Annotated in this window: 30 protein-coding genes; all 30 read left to right on the forward strand. The window is 31.2% G+C overall.

The genetic code is table 11. The features are described from left to right. Positions 1 to 94 precede the first annotated feature (94 nt). The 30 genes from IFB02_RS02625 to IFB02_RS02770 all read left to right on the forward strand — a co-directional run bounded on the left by IFB02_RS02625 (position 95) and on the right by IFB02_RS02770 (position 24,604). A complete protein-coding gene (locus tag IFB02_RS02625) occupies positions 95 to 337 on the forward strand; it encodes a hypothetical protein (RefSeq protein ID WP_146131235.1) in 243 nt (80 codons plus the stop codon). A 157-nt stretch (positions 338 to 494) separates the two neighbouring features. Further along, positions 495 to 1,016, forward strand: a complete 522-nt coding sequence (locus IFB02_RS02630) for a hypothetical protein (protein WP_106686623.1) — start codon at positions 495 to 497, stop codon at positions 1,014 to 1,016. Positions 1,017 to 1,639: 623 nt separating this feature from the next. Continuing rightward, positions 1,640 to 2,104: a hypothetical protein gene (locus IFB02_RS02635; protein WP_106687061.1), complete on the forward strand. Its 465-nt coding sequence runs from the start codon at positions 1,640 to 1,642 to the stop codon at positions 2,102 to 2,104. Between the two features lie 203 nt (positions 2,105 to 2,307). Next, positions 2,308 to 2,769, forward strand: a complete 462-nt coding sequence (locus IFB02_RS02640) for a DMP19 family protein (protein ID WP_191073016.1) — start codon at positions 2,308 to 2,310, stop codon at positions 2,767 to 2,769. 154 nt (positions 2,770 to 2,923) lie between these two features. After that, the gene (locus IFB02_RS02645) at positions 2,924 to 3,337 is read left to right on the forward strand and encodes a hypothetical protein (protein WP_106687060.1); all 414 of its coding nucleotides are present in this window, start codon (positions 2,924 to 2,926) and stop codon (positions 3,335 to 3,337) included. 352 nt (positions 3,338 to 3,689) lie between these two features. Beyond that, positions 3,690 to 4,463 (forward strand): hypothetical protein, encoded by a 774-nt coding sequence (locus IFB02_RS02650; RefSeq protein ID WP_106687058.1) that lies wholly within the window; start codon positions 3,690 to 3,692, stop codon positions 4,461 to 4,463. A gap of 580 nt (positions 4,464 to 5,043) precedes the next feature. After that, on the forward strand, positions 5,044 to 5,439 hold the full coding sequence (locus tag IFB02_RS02655; protein WP_106687057.1) for an Imm7 family immunity protein: 396 nt from the start codon (positions 5,044 to 5,046) through the stop codon (positions 5,437 to 5,439). Positions 5,440 to 5,609: 170 nt separating this feature from the next. Continuing rightward, the gene (locus IFB02_RS02660) at positions 5,610 to 5,897 is read left to right on the forward strand and encodes a hypothetical protein (RefSeq protein ID WP_106687056.1); all 288 of its coding nucleotides are present in this window, start codon (positions 5,610 to 5,612) and stop codon (positions 5,895 to 5,897) included. A 446-nt stretch (positions 5,898 to 6,343) separates the two neighbouring features. Beyond that, positions 6,344 to 6,784: a hypothetical protein gene (locus tag IFB02_RS02665; RefSeq protein ID WP_106687055.1), complete on the forward strand. Its 441-nt coding sequence runs from the start codon at positions 6,344 to 6,346 to the stop codon at positions 6,782 to 6,784. Between the two features lie 124 nt (positions 6,785 to 6,908). Beyond that, positions 6,909 to 7,319 (forward strand): hypothetical protein, encoded by a 411-nt coding sequence (locus tag IFB02_RS02670; RefSeq protein WP_106687054.1) that lies wholly within the window; start codon positions 6,909 to 6,911, stop codon positions 7,317 to 7,319. 144 nt (positions 7,320 to 7,463) lie between these two features. After that, the gene (locus IFB02_RS02675) at positions 7,464 to 7,961 is read left to right on the forward strand and encodes a hypothetical protein (protein WP_106687053.1); all 498 of its coding nucleotides are present in this window, start codon (positions 7,464 to 7,466) and stop codon (positions 7,959 to 7,961) included. Between the two features lie 188 nt (positions 7,962 to 8,149). Continuing rightward, positions 8,150 to 9,097: a tetratricopeptide repeat protein gene (locus IFB02_RS02680; RefSeq protein WP_106687052.1), complete on the forward strand. Its 948-nt coding sequence runs from the start codon at positions 8,150 to 8,152 to the stop codon at positions 9,095 to 9,097. A 157-nt stretch (positions 9,098 to 9,254) separates the two neighbouring features. Next, positions 9,255 to 9,833, forward strand: coding sequence for a hypothetical protein (locus IFB02_RS02685; RefSeq protein ID WP_106687051.1), 579 nt, complete (start codon positions 9,255 to 9,257; stop codon positions 9,831 to 9,833). Positions 9,834 to 10,559: 726 nt separating this feature from the next. Next, the gene (locus tag IFB02_RS02690) at positions 10,560 to 11,006 is read left to right on the forward strand and encodes a hypothetical protein (RefSeq protein ID WP_146131332.1); all 447 of its coding nucleotides are present in this window, start codon (positions 10,560 to 10,562) and stop codon (positions 11,004 to 11,006) included. A 147-nt stretch (positions 11,007 to 11,153) separates the two neighbouring features. After that, entirely contained in the window at positions 11,154 to 12,185 is a 1,032-nt protein-coding gene (locus tag IFB02_RS02695) for an HNH endonuclease (protein ID WP_106687049.1), read from the forward strand. A gap of 145 nt (positions 12,186 to 12,330) precedes the next feature. Beyond that, positions 12,331 to 12,576, forward strand: coding sequence for a hypothetical protein (locus tag IFB02_RS02700; RefSeq protein WP_106687048.1), 246 nt, complete (start codon positions 12,331 to 12,333; stop codon positions 12,574 to 12,576). A 933-nt stretch (positions 12,577 to 13,509) separates the two neighbouring features. After that, a complete protein-coding gene (locus tag IFB02_RS02705; RefSeq protein ID WP_106686641.1) occupies positions 13,510 to 14,043 on the forward strand; it encodes a hypothetical protein in 534 nt (177 codons plus the stop codon). Between the two features lie 168 nt (positions 14,044 to 14,211). Further along, a complete protein-coding gene (locus IFB02_RS02710) occupies positions 14,212 to 14,673 on the forward strand; it encodes a hypothetical protein (RefSeq protein WP_146131241.1) in 462 nt (153 codons plus the stop codon). A gap of 169 nt (positions 14,674 to 14,842) precedes the next feature. Then, a complete protein-coding gene (locus tag IFB02_RS02715) occupies positions 14,843 to 15,637 on the forward strand; it encodes an SseB family protein (protein WP_106687031.1) in 795 nt (264 codons plus the stop codon). 491 nt (positions 15,638 to 16,128) lie between these two features. Further along, positions 16,129 to 16,539 (forward strand): hypothetical protein, encoded by a 411-nt coding sequence (locus IFB02_RS02720; protein WP_191073017.1) that lies wholly within the window; start codon positions 16,129 to 16,131, stop codon positions 16,537 to 16,539. 157 nt (positions 16,540 to 16,696) lie between these two features. Further along, entirely contained in the window at positions 16,697 to 17,518 is an 822-nt protein-coding gene (locus IFB02_RS02725) for a leucine-rich repeat domain-containing protein (protein WP_191073018.1), read from the forward strand. Positions 17,519 to 17,643: 125 nt separating this feature from the next. Next, a complete protein-coding gene (locus tag IFB02_RS02730; protein ID WP_191073019.1) occupies positions 17,644 to 18,171 on the forward strand; it encodes a hypothetical protein in 528 nt (175 codons plus the stop codon). A 175-nt stretch (positions 18,172 to 18,346) separates the two neighbouring features. Then, complete coding sequence (locus tag IFB02_RS02735; RefSeq protein WP_191073020.1) at positions 18,347 to 18,808, forward strand: hypothetical protein; 462 nt, start codon at positions 18,347 to 18,349, stop codon at positions 18,806 to 18,808. 158 nt (positions 18,809 to 18,966) lie between these two features. Beyond that, positions 18,967 to 19,893, forward strand: coding sequence for a hypothetical protein (locus tag IFB02_RS02740; protein ID WP_191073021.1), 927 nt, complete (start codon positions 18,967 to 18,969; stop codon positions 19,891 to 19,893). Between the two features lie 199 nt (positions 19,894 to 20,092). Next, on the forward strand, positions 20,093 to 20,707 hold the full coding sequence (locus tag IFB02_RS02745; RefSeq protein WP_191073022.1) for a hypothetical protein: 615 nt from the start codon (positions 20,093 to 20,095) through the stop codon (positions 20,705 to 20,707). Positions 20,708 to 20,871: 164 nt separating this feature from the next. Further along, the gene (locus IFB02_RS02750) at positions 20,872 to 21,312 is read left to right on the forward strand and encodes a c-type cytochrome (protein WP_106687029.1); all 441 of its coding nucleotides are present in this window, start codon (positions 20,872 to 20,874) and stop codon (positions 21,310 to 21,312) included. 159 nt (positions 21,313 to 21,471) lie between these two features. Further along, complete coding sequence (locus IFB02_RS02755; RefSeq protein WP_106686641.1) at positions 21,472 to 22,005, forward strand: hypothetical protein; 534 nt, start codon at positions 21,472 to 21,474, stop codon at positions 22,003 to 22,005. A gap of 645 nt (positions 22,006 to 22,650) precedes the next feature. Continuing rightward, positions 22,651 to 23,163 carry a hypothetical protein gene (locus IFB02_RS02760; protein WP_191073023.1) on the forward strand — a complete coding sequence of 171 codons (513 nt, stop codon included), beginning with the start codon at positions 22,651 to 22,653 and terminating at the stop codon, positions 23,161 to 23,163. A gap of 158 nt (positions 23,164 to 23,321) precedes the next feature. Next, a complete protein-coding gene (locus IFB02_RS02765) occupies positions 23,322 to 23,870 on the forward strand; it encodes a TlpA family protein disulfide reductase (protein WP_191073024.1) in 549 nt (182 codons plus the stop codon). A gap of 155 nt (positions 23,871 to 24,025) precedes the next feature. Then, positions 24,026 to 24,604 carry a hypothetical protein gene (locus IFB02_RS02770; RefSeq protein WP_191073025.1) on the forward strand — a complete coding sequence of 193 codons (579 nt, stop codon included), beginning with the start codon at positions 24,026 to 24,028 and terminating at the stop codon, positions 24,602 to 24,604. The last annotated feature ends 137 nt before the right edge of the window (positions 24,605 to 24,741 follow it).

The raw sequence follows: 24,741 nt of genomic DNA on the forward strand, positions 1-24,741 counted from the left end.
ATTAGAAAAAGCTGATGCACCTATGGGAGTTGTATTTGGACTGATTGAATTTAGCGGAATTGAATCGCCTTACGAGTTCTTCAAAAAATACTGTTTGGATAAACAAATCGAACTCGCATCTGATTATCCAGAAGACAAAATGATTTCTACGATGAGTATTTCTGAACTCAAAATCACGAGCGACAACGGAATTGAAATTAAAGGAGTTGGAAATCAAATAACAGGAATGGATAATGAAGAATATGAAATATCAATATTTGGAATTCCATATCCATTTTACGAAGAGGAATTTCCTCACCACGTAAAAGAGTATGAAAATATGTTTAATAAAGAATAAAAAACGAACGCACAACAATGGCTATAAGTAATTGCTTGTTCTCGCCTACTTCTGAAAATCCTTGCGGATTTTCAGTTTGGTGTGTACTTGCAAAGTTAAGTGCTAAACCACGCAACTACTCATAGCCCAAACCGTTGTGCGTCATTAGAGAAAACCGATGAATACGATAAAAGTTGAAATAGATAAAAGCGAATATGGAGCTGATGATTTTGCAAATTATCGGATTGACAACTACTGGCTTGATGAAAAACTTGAGGAATTGTATCCAGGCAAGTTTTATAGAGGAACAATACCTACTCTACTTTTGGGAATGGAAATACCAAAAGAAAAAGAAATAGTACAAAAAAGAATATTGCCGAATGAAAATGAGACCTCAATTTGTCCGATATTGATGTGTCCCGATGACTGTGATTTCTCTTGTACATTAATTGTAGCGGAAATAAAAAATTGCGGAAATACAATTAAGTGGAATAAAATCGGAATTGACAAAACAACAGAATTTGACGCTGAAAAAGTCGGTTCGAGAGTTGAATGGTTTGACAAGCTAAATGGATTTGAATTTTCAAAAGTTGATTATGACCAAATGTTAGCAGAATTTAAAAGACACTATGAAATTGATAAAGCGGAATGGGAAAAACGAAACGCTGAATTTCAGAAAACATTAGAATATAAAAAATAACGAACGCACAACAATGGCTATAATTCATTGCGGCTGAAATTCCTATCGGAATTTCATTGCAATTTGCTATCTTTCGGCTACGGCGGAAAGAATCCTGCGGATTTTTCCGCAACAAATCATAGCCAAACACGTTAGCTTCAATGCGTGAGCAAGTTTACGATCAGAAAAAATGCCTGGTTTATTTTCTCGATTTTTTTTAGAATTTTAAGGTAGATAATTCCGAAAAATTGTGTGTGGAATTTCAAAATTAACGGAAATGATAAGCGTGACGGAATAACTTACTCAAATGCGGAATTTAAAAACGACTGACTTTTTAGTTCGTTTGCGGAATCTGAATCTAAAAATCAGCATCTGAATTAATCACTCAAATCGGAATCACATTAATCGGAGTTTTAGCCTGTTTACGGAATGCTAACTCTTGAGACGAATGAAAACTAAAATGAGTAAAACGTAATGAATCCTTAAGCGGAGTTTTGCACTAAAGCTAACAACGTGTATTATTCATTACGGCGGAATTTCCTTGCGGAAATTCCTAACTTTTTACTATTTTAGTTCTCTGCGGAAAATCATTGCTGATTTTCCGTAACAAACAATACACAATCACGTTGTACCCAATTTGAGAGATGCAGAAAACAGATGAATATGTAGCGAAAAGATTAAAGTGGAAAGCTGGAAAAAATAGCCTTCCAACTAAATACTCTTTCTTATTCGAAAGTTTGCCTTCCGAAGATCAAAAATATTACTTAGAACTATTTAAAAATCACTCTATCGGAATTCCTGTTCTGATATTTATACAACCTAAAAGTGACAAGTGGACTATAATTGCCACTCGGAAAATAATTTGGGGCGAATATGACAAATTTAAAAGTCTACCAATTAGTGAAATAAAAGAAATGCGACCACAATCATTGGTTGAAATTAGTGAAACTGGAAAAGCAACAAGAGAACAAGTAAAAAAAGCTGAATGGGACGAATTGACTATCACTAATATGAATTCTGAAAAGTTTATAATTCCAGCGTTTAAAGGTTCTGACTTTTTTGCAATGTGGAACATTTTATTGATGAATAAACAATTAAATCGGAAATAAAAACTGGGTACAACAATGCATAACCGCAATTACGGCGGATTCGACTACGTCCGAATCCACTCGGAATTGCTAACATCATTGCTTAACCGAAAATCATTAACTTTAATCCCGTAACTGACGGTTATACGAGACCGTTGTAAGTAATTTGACACACACTTCAAATATTATTAATTCTAACAATTTTTACTAATTGTAATCAAAAAATGACTAAAATTGAGAAAGCATTAAATCTGACAGATGAAACGGATAAAATAATAGCAATTGGAGAATTAATCGGAAACAAAATTGGAGACGATGATTCGTTAGAAAACTTATCGGAATCAGAAAAAACCTTTCTTTATGTGGACATATTGGAAAGAGAAGTAAATAATGGTGGATTTGACCAGTTCTTTTATAATTCCTCTGGAGAATATACACACGAAATACTTCAAGCTTACCAGAAAATTGGAGCTGATAAAACAGCTGATATTATAAATCGAGCCATAAAATTATTTCCGACATTACCTGTTCCAAAAAATTGGGAAATAAGGCAAGAAATTTTATTAGAAAAAGAATCTAATGCGGAATTATGGGAAGAACTTGATACAGAATTTTATAAATACGAAGACAATATTAGTGAATTGATAATTAAGTTCGTTGAAAAAAATAAAACGGATTTTGAATAAAAAAACTACTTACAACAATGTATAACCGCAATTACGGCGGATTCGACTACGTCCGAATCCACTCGGAATTGCTAACGTCAGGCTTAACCGAAAATTATGTAACTTTAAACCCGTAACTGACGGTTATACGAGACCGTTGTGTGTAATTTAAAAAATGACGGAAACCATTTCAAATAACGAGAAATCATTTAACATTCTGAATAAACTAATTCTGAATGGATTTTATGACGGAAATATCAGTCCGAATAGAATTGAATTCGAACGAAAAAAGTTTCCTTCTATTCTATCTGTAAGCAATCACAGAATAATTGGAATCCTGAACGATGAAAATAAATTTGAATTGGGTTTTGACTTTAAATTTCCATTAAACATAGCTGTGAAAATTGCAATCGGAATCGGAATTATTTTTTCAATAGTTTCATTGGCTTATGGAAATTGGTTGCTGCCAATTCCATTTTTCATTGTTCCTTTTTTGATTACATATATTGACTTTAAAATAAAAAAGAAAAAGGAAATAAATCTGCTGACTTCCAATTTTTTGGAATTGTATAAATCGGAATATGAATAAAAGAATATTCAAAATAATTTTACTAATAATTGGGCTTCTATTAATAGTTTTTGGAATCTCAAACTTTGTCGAGCTGAATAAAATAGAATCGGTTACGAATGACTCTGGTTTAGGTGGATTTGCGATTTGGGCAAGCGCTTGGATTTTGACAATATTAGGAATTGTGCTTATCGGAATATCAAGTTTTATAAAGAATAAAAAATAAAAACTACACACAACAACGGCTATAATCCATTGCGGCTGAAATTCCTATCGGAATTTCATTGCAATTTACTATCTTTCGGCTATGGCGGAAAGAATCCTGCGGATTTTTCCGCAACGTATCATAGCCAAAACCGTTACCTACCATTAGATGAAATCCGTAATTAAATCAACATTCATACTGCTTTTGATTTTTAGCTGTTCTAAAGAAAAAAGAACTGAATCTAAAACTGACTTGACAAAAAAAGTCGAATACGGAACTATGATTTCTGAATATCTCGAATCTAAAAAACATGAACCAACTCTAATTTTCAATAACCCTTATAAATCGGATAAAAAGTCTGCGATTAAACTTGCCGATAATGAAATCAAATGGTCGGAGAGAGATAACTCACTTGAAATTATAATCAATGGTACTAAAATAAATACATCAAAAAAAGTCACTTTGAATTATAATTGGGGAAAAAGTGTTGATAGCGTAAATTTTGCAAACAATGTTAGACAAATCAAACTTTATGAATCTGACTCTCTAATTGGTTTCGTGCTTACAAATGAACCTTGTACAGGATTGGGTTGTAGTGTGAATTATCAATTAATTTATGATTTAAAAACAAAAAGTGAAAGTTACTTTGGAAGATTTAGAACGGGATTTGAATTTGAATTGTACGATTTCAATCAAGATTCAAGAATTGATTTTTTAAGTAAGACGTTCTATGGTAGAAATGAACAAATGATTGACACTACAGAATTTATAATGTACAGTCAAACTGAGAAAGGAAATTTCCAACAATTTAGAACTGAAGGACAAAATAGATTTGCTTTCAAACATATTTATCCGCAAATTTATCCTGAACGAAACAAAGATTCATTAAGAGAGGAATTTGAGGAAAATTGGATTGAAAATATAAATATAAACGGTAGGTAACAACGGCTATAATCCATTGCGGCTGAAATTCCTATCGGAATTTCATTGCAATTTACTATCTTTCGGCTACGGCGGAAAGAATCCTGCGGATTTTTCCGCAACGTATCATAGCCAAACACGTTGGTTGCAATAGCGGAATTAAAAACTAAACGCTAAAATCGTGTAAATTCCGAACTTTGAAAACAGCTGAACTTTACGCGAAAAAGTATTACGGAAACTGAATTTAAAACTCGAGACCGAAACGTGACGCCGAATTGAAATTTAAAACGGAAAAGTGCGCAGAAATTCACTCGTGCGGAATTAAAAAACGTGAATTGATCACTTCTACTCTATCGAATTCCAAAAATTGCGGAATCAAAACGTGGAATTGAATAGCAATACGCAAAACAAAACGGAATGAATCTCATAACACTGAAATATAACTGCAACCAACATCGTATAAATTCAATTGCGGCTGAATTTCCTGCGGAAATTCATTGCTATTTTATATCTTTCAGTCTCAAACGGAAAATCGTAGCCGATTTTCCGCAACTGAAACTTATACAAACACGTTGTGTGCAATTTGAGAAACTAATAAACAATGATTGAATTTAATGGTTGGGCGATAATAAGAGAGTCATATCGAGAAGTAGATGACAATGATGAACTCTTGAATTCAATCGTAAAGCAAATAGAGCAAAAAATAACAACGGAACTTGATTACGGAAATGAAATCTATTCGTTGAAACGTTTGAATGGAACTTACCATTTATCTATTATGGTAAATCATAATCACAGAACTGAACACGTTATTGATTTCTTTAAGTGGATTGCGGAAATATCAAAAGGCTCTTATGGAATATTGTACGTTCAAGATGATGAAGATATTGAAAGAGGAAACGAAAGTTTATTTAAAGTTTGGTGTATGAAAAAAGGAAAAGTATCTGAATTAGATGATGCGTATCTTTCACCCTTAAATCCTGAGATTGAAGAATAATAACAGCACACAACAATGTATAAATTCAATTGCGGCGGAATTTCCTACGGAAATTCATTGCAATTTTCTATATTTCAGTCTCAAACGGAAAATCGTTGCCGATTTTCCGCAACTGAAACTTATACAAACACGTTGGCAACAAGCACTTACTCAAAACTGAAAAAGAAAAAATGAAAGAAACTAAATATAAAAAATGGGCTTTTAGATTACTAATATATTTAATAATAATTAATTTATTAGTAACATATTTAGTAATGAATTTTGCAGTTGGATTTCACGATCCTGGAAGGTTTGAACAAAATATTGGAATTTTATCTCTTGTTGCAAATTTGATTTTAATTGTCGGTATTGTATTTACTATTTTGAGTATAAAAAACAAAGAGGGAAAAAATTATCAGTTTTACATTTCTGTTATCGGTTATCCAATATTTTTAATTTTAACATTGCTTTCATTCTGACTTTAATCCCAATCGGGTTTTATTTCACATCTCAAAAGATTAGTTCTCTGAAAAAAATAATCGGACTGAATATATTCTACCTGATTGTAATTCCGACTTTTTACTGTCTGTATTATTTTCTCGAAAGTCAGTTTATTAAAATAACCATAACCAACCCAATAATGAATGATGGAGTTTTGAAATATCATCAAAATAACGTGAATTATAGAATGATTTTATTTCTGACAATAATCTCGACTTTTATAAGCGGAATAATAATTAAGAAATTAACGAATGAAAAAAAGCCAGTTGCCAACAATGTATAACCGCAATTACGGCGGATTCGACTACGTCCGAATCCACTCGGAATTGCTAACGTCAGTGCTAAACCGAAAATCATTAACTTTAATCCCGTAACTGACGGTTATACGAAACCGTTGTAGCACATTTGAGAAAAACTGAATTTTATGACAAAAATTAGAATAGAGAGAAATTCTGAATGGAATAATAAAGCTCGTGCAATCGAAATTTATATTAACGGAGAAAAAGTCGGAACCATAAATGATGGAGAAACTCAAGAATATGAAGTTGAAAATGGTGAACACGAAATTTTTGCGAAAATAGATTGGTGTAGAAGTCCAAAAATAAAGCTGAATCTAACCGAAAATGAAACAAAAACATTGAAATTGAGCGGATTTAAATACGGAAAATGGATTTTACCAACTTTACTTGGAATAATGTTATTGTATTATTTAGGAAAATACGCTCTCAATACTGACTTGAACTTTCTGATTTGGATTGTAGTAATTGGATTTTTATATCCATTTTATTTTTTAACATTTGGAAAAAATAGATATTTAATATTAACTGAAAAAGGAAATAAAAACGTGCTACAACACCGTGTATAGCTCATTGCGGCTGAATTCCTAATCGGAATTCATTGCAATTTGCTATCTTTAGGTTACGGCGGAAAATCATAGCTGATTTTCCACAACGAGCTATACACAAACACGTTACCTACAATTTGAAAAAATGAGAACTCTTGAACCTACTTGGAAATTATCAAAGAAACTGATTTTAGAAAACTTTGCGTTTCTTCAATCTGAATTTGACTTTCCAAAGTTTAAGAATAACCGAATTAGAGACGAATATTATATAACAACTCAAAAAGGTGAAATTGAATTTAACTGTTTGATTTTTCAATTTTCTTGGAGTTCACCTGAAATCGGAATTACAAATCACTCTGAACAGACTGAATTTAATGCTGATTCAATGCCAACAAACTATTATCGAATTGACAAACTGGACAAAACTGGTGAATTGAAAAAAATAGCTGAAAAAGGGAATGAATTTATTGAGACATATGTCAAAAAGTGTGCTGAATTATTAAAAGAAAACCCGAAAATATTAAACGGAATAACAACTGAATTTAAAAATAAATAAAAACTGTAGGTAACATCGTGTATAGCTCATTGCGGCTGAATTTCCTATCGGAAATTCAATCTTATTCGCTATATTCGTGATACATCGGAAAATCATAGCTGATTTTCCGCAACAAACTATACACGAACACGTTAGCATACATTTATGAAAAACGCAATTACAATTCTACTTTTGACATTACATTTAGTAAGTTGTGGACAATCAAAAACTGAAAAAGAAACTGAATCTAAAAAAGATTCTACTAATATCGGCTTTGGAAGTATCTGGAGAAATATGGATAATGAAAAAGCGGAAAAAGAATATAATGAATTTCTAAAAAGACGTGAATTGAAAACCAAGTTTGACCAAAAAGAATGGTTGAAGCATAATAATGATAATAATCATAAAAATCCAAGATGGAATATGCTGACCGATTTACGAGAAAACTATTTGAATAAAGAATTAAATAAAACCGAAATAATAAATCTGCTCGGAAAACCATTTGAATTGGAAAAACGATACGTTGAATTGAAAAATGATACGCTGAATTTAATGCTTTATCCCGTTGGTGCTTATAGTGGATTTGGAATAGATTTTGACTTTCTTGCAATTTCTATTGACGAAAACGACAAGAAAATTGATGTTTGGGTTGAACAACACTGAATTAAAAACATATGCTAACAACGTGTATAGCTCATTGCGGCTGAATTTCCTATCGGAAATTCATTCTTATTCGCTATATTCGTACTACTTCGGAAAATCATAGCTGATTTTCCGCAACAAACTATACACGAACACGTTGGCAGCAATAGTCAAAAATTCCGTAATCATTTGAACATATAGTCCTAATTATGAAAAACAATCTATTTATAATAACTATTCTTCTTATTCCAATTGGAATTTTTCTTAGGCTATACAACATAGTTGGTGGAAATATTCTGTTGACTCTAGGCTTTCTAGGATTGTTAATTTTTTATGTAAAAAAGACAATTAGTGGATTTCAAAATAAAGTTTCGAAAAAAATTATTGTCTTAAACATCTTATTAGTATTAATGTCTTTTTGCTTATTTACAAAGTATCTATATCATATTTTCGGAGATTATCCAACATTAATCATTCTACCAATTTTCATAATTTCTGCTCTGGTTTATCTAATTACCGAAAGAGAAAAGCAAACAAAATTGACAATTGTCACATTACTGTATTTAATATTGACAATTCCTCTATTCGGTTTTGAATTTAACGAATCACCAAGACGTTATATTCCTCAATCTTGGTATGATAGATATGGAAAACCTAAAAGTTATGTAAAACCAATACCATTCGACTTTGAACTTAGAGAAACCGAGGAACTTAATGAAAAAGGAAATAAATTAAAAAAACAGGGACTTTATACTGAAGCAATAAAAGTATATCAGGAAGGAAGAAAACTAGAACCTAAAAATGTCAGTTTGCTATTTGAATTATCAGAAGCTTATGCTAATGTGAATGAATTAGAAACTGCAATTGCACTTATGGATACAGCTATAAGTATCAACCCAAATTATCCGGAATTTTATAATAATCGTGGTCTATTATATTACAAAATAAAGAAGGATAATGAAGCAATAAAAAATTATGAACAAGGCATCAAATTGGATTCTACTCAATGGTCATTTTATGCAAATTTAGCTATGGTCTATTATTACCAAGATTCATTTAAAACTGCTTGTGAGAAAATTGAAAAAGCAGAATCGCTCGGACTGGAAATAACAGATTTTGATTTATTAAGAAAAATAAAGAAAGAATATTGTGAATAAAACTACAGCTGCCAACACCGTATATAATCCATTGCTAGTGAGAGCCTACTTACGAAAATCCTCGCGGATTTTCTATTCGGTTTTTATTTGCTAAATTACGTGCTAAACCACGCAACATATCATATACAAACACGTTACCCAACATTTGAAAACAAAATTGAAAATATTAGGAAATTATATAAATGACAACAAGTTAGCGGAACTGAAAGAATTAATTGGAAAAAGAATTCGGTTTGCGAGAACATCATTCCTTGGGGCAAATCTTACTGAAAAAATATATACAGCAACTTATATTCAAATTCCTTTCTTTTGGAAAGACGAGTTTGGAAATGAAAAATCGCGGAATTTTAATTTGAGTACTCAATGGATAGAAGATAATGAAACTTTATTAGATTACTACGAACTGAATTTAACTTTAGCTGACCACGAAAAATTAACGAGCGACTTTAAAAAAGATGTAAATCGTAGCATAAAAAAGGGACTGAATTCAAGTATTAACTTTAACGAATTTAAGATTGATCAAATTCAAATACTTTCGAGAAATGAAATTGTGGATAATGAAGCGGAATTGAGATACGATGAGGGAATTTTATTAATTGATAACGAAAAAGGTAAAATTCTACTATCATCCGAACTTAAATGTATTGACCAAGTGGAATTCATTACCGACTCGAATACTATTGAAAAAAGAATAGCCAAACTAAAAAAAAGAAAAACGTTGGGTAACAATGTATAACCGCAATTACGGCGGATTCGACTGCGTCCGAATCCACTCGGAATTGCTAACGTCAGTGCTTAACCGAAAATTATTAACTTTAATCCCGTAACTGACGGTTATACTAGACCGTTAGCTTCAATGCGTGAGCAAGTTTGCGGTCAGAAAAAATGCCTGGTTTATTTTCTCGATTTTTTTTTAGAATTTTAAGGCAGATAATTCCGAAAAATTGTGTGCGGAATTTCAAAATTAACGGAAATGACAAGCAAAACGGAATATCTTACTCAAATGCGGAATTTAAACACGACTGACTTTTTAGCTCGTTTGCGGAATCGGATCTGAAAATCAGCATCTGAAATAATCACTCAAATCGGAATCGCAATGATCGGAGTTTTAGCCTGTTTACGGAATGCTAACTCTTGAAACTAATAAAAACTAAAATGAGTAAAACGTAATGAATCATTAGGCGGAGTTTTGCACTAAAGCTAACAACGTGTATTATTCATTACGGCGGAATTTCCTAGCGGAAATTCCTAACTTTTTACTAATTTAGTTCTCTGCGGAAAATCATTACTGATTTTCCGTAACAAACAATACACAATCACGTTAGCAAACATTAGAACCGAATCTATGAAAGGAATTTACTTAACAATCATACTTTCTATTTTTTTGAGTTGTTCTTCATCTCAAAAAGTAATTAAGGAAACAAAATGCCCTAAAATTTACAAAAATAAGTTTACGGAAATTTTGAATGAAAAATATGTTACTGTAAACGGAAAAGACACTACAAGAATTAATGAAATTAGATATGAATGTGTTTATTCTGCTATGTATACGCACAAAGTGATGTACGATAGATATGGGAAATGGGACAAGGAAATTTTCCCGAGTAACAGAAATGAACCAATACTAATGTGGAATAATATTGACCTCTTGTCAAACGGAAAAAAATATACTGTTCTGACAAACGGACTTGAGGAATGGAAACATATTTACGCATCTGTTATGATATTAGATGAAAAAGAAAGAGACGTTTTAACGGAACAGACTGAAGAAAAAATTGCTCTGACAAACTTCTTTGGTGAATTAATAAAAAACCACAATCCCGAAAAGAAAGATTTTTATGAAGTCTATTGGAAAATGGTTGACCCAAAACGTTGGGAACAAATTAAACAATACCAAAAGAATAAATAACGTTTGCTAACACCGTGTATAATTAATTGCTTTGGTCGTTGATTATTTGGAAAATTCCTTTGGAATTTTCTCGCGTTCGTTTTTGTTTACTAAATTAGTTGCTTAAACACGCAACTAACCATACACAATCTCGTTAGGCACAAGCTGATGAACGCTAACCAAAAGAAAAAACATAAGTTATTCACTTTATTTTCAAGAAACCTTGAATACGTAAAGGAACATCCAGAAATAAGATTTAAACCTGATTTTAAAGATGGTTATATATGTCCATTATGTTTTGAAGTGTTTTTTGAAAAAGACCTTATCGATTCGGGACAGAATTTTTTAACTTTGGAAGATATTCCACCAAAATCATTAGGCGGAAAAGTAAGAGCTTTAACTTGTAAAGAATGTAATTCAGTAAGCGGACATAAATTAGACAATAATTTATTGAAAAGATTAACTGAAATCGACTTTCATTCATTCCTGCCTAATTCTGAAACAGACACTACATTTAGTTTAAATGAGAATAAAGTAAATGGGAAAGTTAAGATAGATAAAGACGGTACTTTTATAATCAATTTAGACACCAAAAGGTCAAATCCTAAAGAGAGTAAACAATTTATTAAAGATTTATTTCCGCCAAGAAATTTATATAGTCCAATGCATAAATTACTCAATCCTGAATTTATTGAACCTGAATATAAATCAGAATCATTCAATTTCAAAAAAGTAGAAAAATCTGATGAAAAAAGAGCTGAAATTGCATTGTTAAGAATCGCTTATTTAAAAGCATTTAGTATTTTAGGAAATGGATTTTTTATTAATGGTTACCTTCATAAAATACGTGAGCAAATTCAAAATCCCGATAAAGACATATTGCATCCTGTATTTTGGATAAACTATGAATTTCCTCAGGAAATGTTAGGAGTAAACATCATAAAAGAACCAAAAGATTTGAGAAGTTTTTTAATTATTTTCAATCTTGAAACGAAAAGTTCTAAACGTCAATTTGCAATATGTTTACCAGGACCAACTGAACCTGGTTTAGAAATTTATAAAAATTTAGAAAAAAAATTATGTACTGGAAACGGATTTGTAGATATACAAACAGAACATATTAACGAAAATGAATTATTAACAAAAAAAGGTTATGAAATGGTTGCAAATTTCCGCTGGAATAAAATAGCCAGTGCCTAACAATGTATAACCGCAATTACGGCGGATTCGACTACGTCCGAATCCACTCGGAATTGCTAACGTCAGTTCTTAACCGAAAATTATTAACTTTAATCCCGTAACTGACGGTTATACGAGACCGTTGGCAACCATTAAAAACATAATTATGGAAAAATATAAAAATCTATTAACAAAAGAATTAAATAATTTCAAAATAAGAATACCACCATCAGATGGAACTGTACACGGAAAATTGAAAAGAGCCGAGTTTATTAAAAATAATTCTGATGAAATAACCAACATAATTAATAAAGTTTATAATGATTTTTTAAATGAAAATCCAGATGTAAACGTTTCTGAATTAAAAAATATCTCTAACGAATATTACTTGGAATTTATTAAATCGTTTTGATGTATTTTTAATGTGTAATTAAAACCAAGTGCTTGGATTTTTTTCTCACATTTATGTATTTCTCTTAACAATAAACAAAGTTCATCTATTTTACTTTGCTCATCTTTTATTTTTTGTGTATTGAATTTCAACATATTATATATTTTAAATTAATAATCTGATTAATAAAACAGTTGCCAACAACGTGTATAATTCATTGCTTCTGATTTTCCTTACGGAAAATCCTCGCGCTGAATTATAGTTTGCTCTTTTTTCACTAATTTAGTAACCAAACACGCAACAAACTATACACAAACCGTTAGCAAAAATTTGAATGGAGAAACGCAAGAAAATATCATCGAACATAATATTCCGAAAATACTTTCTGTCTTGGTTTACTCTCGTATTAGCTTATATTATAACTGAATATTTCAATTTAAGTAGATTCTGGGATTATAGCACTTGGATTATTGCAATTCTAACATGTATTTTATTCATTTCACTAAAGAAAGTTGAATTCTCAAAAAATGCAATTTACTTTGATAACAAAAGAGTAGAATATGAATCTATTACTGACCTAAAAACATTTGAAATTCAACAAAGACCTTTCTATCTATTTAAAACAAATTCCAGAAACCTATTGAATAAATACTATCTAACTCAATTAGGCGGAATTAGTTACTTTTCGATTATTAAAATTTTATTTTCTAAAAAATCGGAATCTGAATTACCTCTAGCGGAATTTCTCGATTTGTTAAGTGAAAAATCGAATATCCCAAAATAAATGAATAAAAAAACTTTTGCTAACAACGGCTATAATTCATTGCTTCGGAATTTCATAACTGAAATTCCTTGCAATTTTGCTATCTTTGGTTCTACAGCGGAAAATCCTCGCGGATTTTCACGCAACAAACCATAGCCAAACCGTTGTAACTAATACCCAAAAAACCGCAAATGGAATTTCTAATTGAACAATTTGACAATAACTTTCAGCTTTCAAAAAAAGGAGATAGTCGAATAATATTGAGCGGAAATTGGTCTTCTCTATTTGGAAAATTTAAAGCCGAAATACATCGCAATGAAAATCTCATTTATTCAATAGTCCGAAAATGGAATATTTGGAAATGGAATATGTCTTATTTTATAGAGAACAATTACAGACAGAGCTTTATACTTACAGCAAAAAACAAATGGCATTCACTTTACGAAATGGCATTTGAAGAAAACATATATGAACTTAAAATTCATAAAGGACGAAAGAAATCAATATTTAAAAATGGAAAGCAAATTGCCGAAATAGATGAATCACTTGTAGAAATTTTTTATCATGATAAAATCAGAATAATTACAAATGACCAAGAAAGTATAAATGAAATATTTCTCATAATAATTTGCCTGAAAATCGGAGAGGAAAATAGTGGTGGACTTACATTTGACTTCGGAAACATTGGAAAAACTGAACCTGTTAACGAACATTGGAGACCTTAAAAAACAAAGTACTAGTTACAACACCGTGTATAATTAATTGCTTTTTACGTGCTTACTTGCGAAAATTCCTGCGGAATTTTCTCGGGTTCGTAAAAGTTTGCTAAATTAGTTGCTTAACCACGCAACTAACCATACACAAACACGTTGTAGCACATTTGTGGAAAACCTATGAAGTACAAAAATTATAAATCAGCAATTCACAATTTTTCTCATTCTTTTTTGAGCATTGACTATATGAAAAGCGGACGACTTGCTGTAAATGTACTTATTAACTTACACAAAAATGGAAAAGAAAACAAAGCGACTTTTGACTTTATAAAAAAGGAAATAAAACCAAAAGAAGCGGAAACTAAAGAAAGTAAGGAATTACTCAACGATTATTTGAATTGGTTACCTGAGCATTTCAAAAATCACAACTGTGATTTGACTAAATTAGAAAAACTTGAAGTAACAATTTGGACTGACTTTGATAAAGCTACCATACCTTTCAGAATGAATAACACAAAGGAATTTGAACTTTATTCTCTAACAAACTGGAAAGCTGACGGAAGAGTTGAACAAACTCTTAAAATTTCTCAAACTGAATTAATAAAAGAATACTATTTGAACATTGGAATACCTGAATTATGAAAATAAAAAACGTGCTACAACAACGTTTATAGCTCATTGCGGCTGAATTTCCAATCAGAAATTCATTCTTATTCGCTATATTCGTGATACAGCGGAAAATCATAGCTGATTTTCCGCAACAAACTATACACGAACACGTTGGCAAACATTTAAACAAAACGAAAACTGAATGGGAATATTTGACAAACTTTTTGGAACGAAAAAGAAAATTTCCGAAAATAATGAAAGTCCTGATAACACCAAATTGATTAGGTTATTGGAAAAATATGGAAAAAGTAGAACTCAAGAGAATTATGGAAAAGCAATAGAGGAAATTATGTATGGAAACTCCATGTTAGTATTGTCATCTATAAATGATGGAGCAGCCAAAGACAATTGGGAAACTTTGGAAAAGGGTTCGACATTAAAACTTACTTCTGTTTTCGACCAAGACGGACTGAAAGTTCTGGGAGCTTTTACGTCACCAGAAAATCTTGTAAAATGGACTGGAAAAGAGACTGAATATACCGCAATGAAAGGAAAAGATGTGGTTGACTTTTGTCAAGCACACGGTATTGACAGAGTTGTTATAGATTCAGATTTACCAACAATGTTTGTACTTGAACGAAACAGAGAAAATATTCACACAGAAACAATTCAAGAAGAAACGCAAGTTACAGTTGGAACACCAATGAAACCGATTTCAGGAAATTTATTGAAAAAATTTCAATCTAATTTTTCTAAAGTAAGTGTGATTAAAGAAGTTTATCATTATGCAATGGTAAGAAATAATGAAAGTATTTTAATGCTTGGATTTGTGCTCGACACTTATTCAGACAATTCAAGAGCAGCTTGTATTGGAACAGTTCAAAATTCAATGGAAGGAGAGAAATTGGAATTGCCTCTTGAAATGTTTATGTTGAATGACGAAGGTTGGTTACAAACCGTAAAAGGAATTGAAGACTCGCTGATTTATAAAAAATAAAAACGATTTGCCAACAATGGCTATAAGTAATTGCTTGGTCTCACCTACTTCTGAAATCCTCGCGGATTTTCAGTTTGGTATGTACTTGTAAAGTTAAGTGCTAACCCACGCAACTACTCATAGCCGAGACCGTTGGCAAACATTTAAGGAAAATATCGAAAACATTATGAATGAATTTTTTTCTGGAATAATTTTTATTGCATTTGCTCTATCTTTCTTTTCATTTGGTATTGGAATCTATATGAACCTTTGGATATATTATTCAGCAGACAAAAGTAAATATCCTTTTTTTCCTATTCTTAACCCTTTTTCATTTTACTCTTATGAATTGATGTTAAACTCAATATTTAAAATAAGTTGGAAAGTCGAAAAGCAAAACAAAAAATTAAAACAGAAATCAAATAGTTTGCGGAAATTTTCAGGAATAATGCTATTAATAACTTTAGTACTTGGAGTTTTAAGTTTAATAATCACCTAAACTGTTAACCAAATTGGATAATAGCATAATCGGAATTGGAATTGCACTTGGAATTAGTTTCTTTATTCTTTACACAAGAAAAAAGAAATGGATGAATCCAAGAATAATATGGCTGACTTGTATCGGACTTTTGGCGTTAGGGATTTTTGGACTGTTAACTTCTAAAACTGAATTCAGGAATGACCGAATTATGTATTTCGGATTTTGTGTACCATTAATCTACTGGATTTTTGACCGAATTTTTAAGCGGATTAGTGAAAATATCCATAAAAGAGATTTCATACTTTTTATGAGATATTCGAACGAAATAAATGATGGTTTTGGAGCAAAAAATCCACACGTAAAAGAATCTGACAAATTATTTTCATTCGGACTTTTAATCATAATTGTAGCCACTTTATTAATCGGAATTAAAGTTATTTGAAAATATAAAACGATTTGCCAACAACGTGTATAGCTCATTGCGGCTGAATTTCCTATCGGAAATTCATTCTTATTCGCTATATTCGTGATACAACGGAAAATCATAGCTGATTTTCCGCAACAAACTATACACGAACACGTTGTGCGTAATTAGAAAAATGAACGATATTACAATAAACAGATTTGAAAATAAACCAGATTTCGTTTCTGATTTAGCCAATTTTGACAATTCTAAAACGGAATTGCATATCCGTGCGGATGTAAAAAATCGAAAACTCTTAAATGAACTGAATATTGAAAAACTTTGGTTAATTGGAGCGAAAGAAAAAGATATCGAACAGATTTTTTCTATTCATCAACCAAAATATGTAAGTCTTTATCAATTTCTTGCAAAAGATTTAAGTTGTTTAGAACAGCTAGATAAATGCGAAACTCTAATTACGGAATGGAATACAAAAGCAACTAAACTTTGGAATATTCAATCTAACCAAAATTTGAGAAAACTAGCGATTAGAGATTATTCAAAAATTTCTGATTTGTCAAAATTGGAGAAAGCCACTCAAATAAAAAGCTTGTCCTTAGATGGCGGAATTGACAAAAAATTAAAAGTTGACAGTTTAAATCCACTTTCAAAATTGACACAATTGGAATATTTGCGATTAACTAATATAAAAGTTGCTGACGAATCTCTTGAACCGATTTCACATTTGAGAAATTTAAAAAAACTTGAAGTTTCCAACCAATTTCCGACAAAGGAATACGCATATCTATCAGTTAAATTAACCGAAACTGAATGTTCAATGTTTAGACCTTCTCACGAAGTTGAAATAAAAGATGCAAACGGAAAGTTGGTTTATGACAGAATGATTATCGGAAAAAGAAAACCATTTCTATTGTCGACTAAAGACCAAAATCGCATAGAGAAATACGAAAAGGAATTTGAAAAACTAAAAAATAACTACGCACAACAATGGCTATAAGTAATTGCTTGTTCTCGCCCACTTCTGAAAATCCTCGCGGATTTTCAGTTTGGTGTGTACTTGCTAAGTTAAGTGCTAAACCACGCAACTACTCATAGCCGAGACCGTTACCACACATTTGAGAAATGACGCAAAAACAACGAAAAATCTTCTATCCAACAATATTCTTTTTTGGTGCGATTTTAATGATTTTCCAAATAAAAATATATCGGAATACAATAATTGATTTGATAATTCCAATTGGGATTATAATAGTAATCGGAATTATAGCCTTCATTCTTGATTTTAAGAACTATAAAAAGACTTATGACTATAGTGGAATTGGACTTTATCTATATTCGATTATGCATTATATAATCGGATTTGGATTTATTGTTTGTTCAATCTTTATGCTAACTAATTATTACTTTGCTGACCAAAATGTAAAAACTGAATCTTATAAAATTATTGACAGAACTTGGCTTCCTGAAAGAGTTGGAAAAACAGGTTCTGAAAAACAACCAGTTTTCACAATAAAATATAAAGGAAAAAGAAAAGAATTAGTTTTCTATTCTCAATTCTATGAGAAAATGAATTCATATAACACTGTTGAATTTGAAACACGTAAAGGTTTTTTCGGATTTGACATTTTAGAAAATAAAAAACTGAATTAAAAACAACTACGTAATAAAAACGTGTGGTAACAACGTGTATGATTAATTGCTTGGTTTTACACTACTTACGAATATTCCTGCGGAATATTCTATTTGGTTTTTATTTGCTAAATTAGGTGCTTAAACACGCAACTAACCATACACAAACACGTTGTAGCACATTTGTGGAAAACCTATGAGGTACAAAAATTATAAATCAGCAATTCACAATTTTTCTCATTCTTTTTTGAGCATTGACTATATGAAAAGCGGACGACTTGCTGTAAATGTACTTATTAACTTACATAAAATTGGAAAAGAAAACAAAGCGACTTTTGACTTTATAAAAAAGGAAATAAAACCAAAAGAAGCGGAAACTAAAGAAAGTAAGGAATTACTCAACGATTATTTGAATTGGTTACCTGAGCATTTCAAAAATCACAACTGTGATTTGACTAAATTAGAAAAACTTGAAGTAACAATTTGGACTGACTTTGATAAAGCTATCATACCTTTCAGAATGAATAACACAAAGGAATTTGAACTTTATTCTCTAACAAACTGGAAAGCTGACGGAAGAGATGAACAAACTCTTAAAATTTCTCAAACTGAATTAATAAAAGAATACTATTTGAACATTGGAATACCTGAATTATGAAAATAAAAAACGTGCTACAACAACGTTTATAGCTCATTGCGGCTGAATTTCCTATCGGAAATTCATTCTTATTCGCTATATTAGTGATACAACGGAAAATCATAGCTGATTTTCCGCAACAAACTATACACGAACACGTTAGCCACAAGCTGAAAAAAATGAGAATACAATTAACCATCATTCTGATTTTTGTCTATAATTCACTTCTTTTTGCCCAAGAAATTGAACCCGATAAATTTTTAGAAAAATGTGAAGTTGAGTATAAGACTCTACTTAATCAACTTACTAAATCTGATTTTGAAATATGGGAGTCAAAATTAAGAGATATTCAATTAGAATCCATTAAACTTACTGACAGTATTGAGACATATAAAGAAATTTATACCAAAATCAATGCTGAGCATATTTATTCATTCAAATATCTAAATGTAATGTATGGATATGTATTACCAAGAAAGGTTAGAACTATTAATAACCTTAGTTCTAAAATAATCAATGACTCAATCTTGACCAAATTATTAGTGAAAAGAGATTCTTTAAGAATTTCTTTAAATAAATACGCAAATACTGAAAACGCTTCAAAATTTGGAAGAACATTCAACAATTTTTTACTAGCTAGTAACGAATTAGACGAAATCAATAAAGCAAAGGACACTCTTTTATCTATAAACTATCAACCACAAGACAATCCTTACGATGAATCATATAAAACTCAAAACTACGTTGTTTATGAATGGAAAAACAAAATCAGAAAATTATCAGATTTAGATAAAAAATTTAATGATTTGAGAATAGAATTAACTTCTAATGAATATGGATTGATTAAAGAGCCTAATCCAATTATTCCGACAATCTTTCAGTTTGCAACATTACTAGTTCTAATATCTAATTTACTTGTAAATTTTGGATTTAAGGCAAAAACTAAAGTTGTGTTTTATATGGTTATTATTTCTCTTATTACTTCAGTAATTTTATTGTTATCAAGTGAGAATACTATATTGAATACATTAATAAATATTATAGTTCCAGGGATTATGTATCTTTTTTATTATAAAAGAAAAAAGCCAGTGGCTAACAATGTATAACCGCAATTACGGCGGATTCGACTACGTCCGAATCCACTCGGAATTGCTAACGTCAGTTCTTAACCGAAAATTATTAACTTTAAATCCGTAACTGACGGTTATACAAGACCGTTAGCAGCAACTTGAACGAACATTGGGAATATTTAGCTTCATAAGAAATAAAAGAGTGGAATCATCGCCTAAAAAGATAATAAAGCGAATGATTGACTACATTCCTGAATTCTATAAAAACCATAGACAATTTCAAAACAGTATTGAATTTTATGAAATAAATGAATTTGGGCTTGCTTTGGAAAGTCTTGTTGAATTGGCAGATGAAACCGAGCACTATTTTTCAGAGGAATTCTGGACTGAATTAGGTAGAGCTGCCAATATAATTGGAATGGACAAAGTTAGTTCTTATTGTAAAAAGCAGTCGAAAAAGACTTTAGCAGGTTTGGACTACAAGTTACCTTTTGGTTGGACAACCTATAAAGTCAGTGAAAATAATTTTCAAGTACATATTTCCGAAAAGCTAAATGAGGAATGGAAAACGGAAAGAAGAAAAAAAGACGGAATTGAAAAATTACTGACTGAAAACGGAATACATTTCTCGAATAAAGGAAGAAATGGATATATCTACTTTGTAGAAAATGGAAAACTAATTGAATTTGAGTGGGAATTAGAGGTTGGTGGAATGAGATTATGGTTTGAGGCTGAAAATCATTGGTGCTTACCTACAAAATCGGATTTAAAAAAAGAGGATAAATCAAGAATTAAGCAACTGATTATTGATTGGGCTGAACGAAATAATGAGAAAATTGAATTTGACTAAAAGCAGCTGCTAACAACGGCTATAATCCATTGCGGCTGAAATTCCTATCGGAATTTCATTGCAATTTACTATCTTTCGGCTACGGCGGAAAGAATCCTGCGGATTTTTCCGCAACAAATCATAGCCAAACACGTTGTTTACAATTTGAGAAAACCCAAATCTGAATGAAAAACCCGAGAAAATTAATAATTCGGATTTTAATTTCCACAAGCGTAATTCTGATTTTACTCATTGGACTTTTCATCTTTGTGATTAGAAAAAATGGAATAACGGAATTTGACCAAAAGAAAACTGATTATCAGCCAACAGCAGTTAAAACCGAAAAGACAACGCCTGAATTTGACCGTGGAAAAGAAATTTTTACTGCTGACTGCAATGTTTGCCACAAAAGACGTTCGACAATCGGAAACGAATACATAAAACGGACTATAGAAAATGTCGGAATTGACTATTTTAAACTGTTTCTAACCAAACAGGATTCATTAGTAAAATCAAAAGACATTTATGCAATAAAATTAAAAGAGGAATTTAACAATGCGGGGAATAGTCACAACTTTGATTATTCCGAAAACGAACTGAACTCATTAATAGAATATTTAAAATAAAAACTGTACACAACAACGGCTATAGTTCATTGCTTCTGACTTTCCTTTCGGAAAGTCCTCGCAAATTTGCTATCTTCGGTTTACGGCGGAAAATCCTCGCGGATTTTCACGCAACAAACCATAGCCAAACCGTTGTAACTAATACCCAAAAAACCGCAAATGGAATTTCTAATTGAACAATTTGACAATAACTTTCAGCTTTCAAAAAAAGGAGATAGTCGAATAATATTGAGCGGAAATTGGTCTTCTCTATTTGGAAAATTTAAAGCCGAAATACATCGCAATGAAAATCTCATTTATTCAATAGTCCGAAAATGGAATATTTGGAAATGGAATATGTCTTATTTTATAGAGAACAATTACAGACAGAGCTTTATACTTACAGCAAAAAACAAATGGCATTCACTTTACGAAATGGCATTTGAAGAAAACATATATGAACTTAAAATTCATAAAGGACGAAAGAAATCAATATTTAAAAATGGAAAGCAAATTGCCGAAATAGATGAATCACTTGTAGAAATTTTTTATCATGATAAAATCAGAATAATTACAAATGACCAAGAAAGTATAAATGAAATATTTCTCATAATAATTTGCCTGAAAATCGGAGAGGAAAATAGTGGTGGACTTACATTTGACTTCGGAAACATTGGAAAAACTGAACCTGTTAACGAACATTGGAGACCTTAAAAAACAAAGTACTAGTTACAACACCGTGTATAATTAATTGCTTTTTACGTGCTTACTTGCGAAAATTCCTGCGGAATTTTCTCGGGTTCGTAAAAGTTTGCTAAATTAGTTGCTTAACCACGCAACTAACCATACACAAACACGTTAGCTTCAATGCATGAGCAAGTTTACGGTCAGAAAAAATGCCTGGTTAATTTTCCTGATTTTTTTTTAGAATCTTAAGGCAGATAATTCCGAAAAATTGTGTGCGGAACTTCAAAATTAACGGAACTTGGTAAGCGTAACTGAATAACTTACTCAAATGCGAAATTTAACCACGACTGACTTTTTAGCTCGTTTGCGGAATCTGAATCTGAGAATCAGCTTCTGAATCAATCACTCAAATCGGAATCGCATTGATCAGAGTTTTAGCCAGTTTACGGAATGCTTACTCTTGAAACGAATAAAAACTAAAATGAGTAAAACGTAATGAATCCTTAAGCGGAGTTTTGCACAAAAGCTAACAACGTGTATTATTCATTACGGCGGAATTTCCTTGCGGAAATTCCTAACTTTTTACTATTTTAGTTCTCAGCGGAAAATCATTGCTGATTTTCCGTAACAAACAATACACAATCACGTTGGCAGTCAGTTAAACTCACTCTTATGTACGATAGAGAAAAAGTAGAAAATTTTCAAATTCGAATGGAAGGAATAATAGAAAAGCACGATACTAAAAATGCTTTTGAACTAATCACGTCCGAACTGAACGCTTGTGAGAATCAATATCTGACTGAATTTATGGTTCCGCTTAATTTCCTGAAATATGAACCTGTTTTAGATTGGGTAGAACAAAATGTGCAAAGAGTGGAAAATGTAACACAAGCTTGGGGACATTTATCTGCAAGCTCAAATTTCACTTGGGAAAGAGCGGAAAAGTGGCTTAAAATGGGACGACCTTGGAGTTTGGTTGCTCTTGATGCTACAATGTTTTGCACAACTCTTGGAGAAAGATTAAATCAGTCACTTTGGATGAGAGAAATAAACCCAAAACTTATGGACAAACCTAAACTCGACAGAATTGCAAACGGTCTAAAAAAATATTTGGAAACCGACAGTGTCCCAAGAACAAAGAATACGGTCAACCGAATTATTAATGACATATTTGAAATCGGATAAAAAAACCGAACTGCCAACAATGTATAACCGCAATTACGGCGGATTCGACTACGTCCGAATCCACTCGGAATTGCTAACGTCAGTGCTTAACCGAAAATCATTATCTTTAATCCCGTAACTGACGGTTATACGAGACCGTTGGCAAACATTTGAAAATTATGAAAGCGAAATTAATTCTCTTAATTATAACTATTTCTTTTTCACAAATATATGGTCAGGAAAATAGAACTCGAATAGATGAAGACAGTTTAAAAATAATCCAAAAAGAAAAAAAAGAACAAAAAAAACAAATTGATGGTTCGACATTAACTGAACTAAGTTTTGAAGATATTAATGGGAAAAATTATAATCTTAACTCTTTAAAAGGCAAAATTATAGTATTAAACTTTTGGTTTATTCAGTGTAAGCCATGTGTAGAAGAATTTCCTGATTTGAACAAATTAAAAAAAGAATTTGAAGGAAAACCTGTAGAGTTTTTTGCTGTAACTTGGAATAATAAAAACTCATTGATAAAATTCCTTCAAAATCAAAAACTTAACTACAAAATAATTCCTAACGGCAAAAAAATTATAGATAAATTTAAAATTCAGTACTACCCATATAATATTATAATTGACCAGAATGGTATAGTTGAATATATAAATGATGTACTCACTTTTAATATATTCAAGAAAATAGAGCGGAAAATTAAAAAATTACTTAATTAAAAAAACGATTTGCCAACAATGGCTATAAATAATTGCTTGGTTCGTGCTTACTCGGAAAATCCTACAGATTTTCCTCTGGTTCAAGAACTTTTGCTAAATTAGTAACCAAACCACGCAACTATACATAGCCGAGACCGTTGCCATTAATTTGAAAAATGAACTACAAATCAATTTTTAGAGCTTTTTTTCCAATCGGAATTATCCTTTTTTTGGTTCTAAAATCGGAATTAAGAACTGAAGGTTCTTTTGGTGGATTAGTTGACTTTTTTAAATATGTCTTCTTTTTAATTCTTGGAATTACAATATTCATTTACAAAATTGTAAAACAAGGAAAAAAAATTAGCAAAAAAACTGAAGTTCGAGAAGCTAAAATCATTCTGACTTTTCTCTTGCTTTCTACTTTTATAGCAATTAGTTCGTTTTGGTTTCCAAAAGACTTTTTTGAAAAAGAGCCTGAATTTATTGCAATGGATACTTTTGGAACTGAATTAAGACTATTGAAAGACGGAAAATATATGTTGCGAACAAGAGATTACGAATGGACAACAATTGACAGAGGGATTTACAAAATAAAAGACAGCATTATACTTTTGGATGAGGAAGTAAAAGAAAAAAGATGGGGAAAAAGAACCCAAAAATATATGATTAAAAACAAAAATCTGATTCCAATTTACTCAAGCGGAATTGAAACGGATTCAACTGAATTTTTGACAATAAAAATGAAAAAAAACTAATGGCAACAATGGCTATAAGTAATTGCTTGTTCTCGCCTACTTCTGAAAATCCTTGCGGATTTTCAGTTTGGTGTGTGCTTGCAAAGTTAAGTGCTAAACCACGCAACTACTCATAGCCGAGAACGTTAGGTGTAATT

This window comes from Mesoflavibacter profundi (assembly GCF_014764305.1).
GTDB classification, from domain to species: domain Bacteria; phylum Bacteroidota; class Bacteroidia; order Flavobacteriales; family Flavobacteriaceae; genus Mesoflavibacter; species Mesoflavibacter profundi.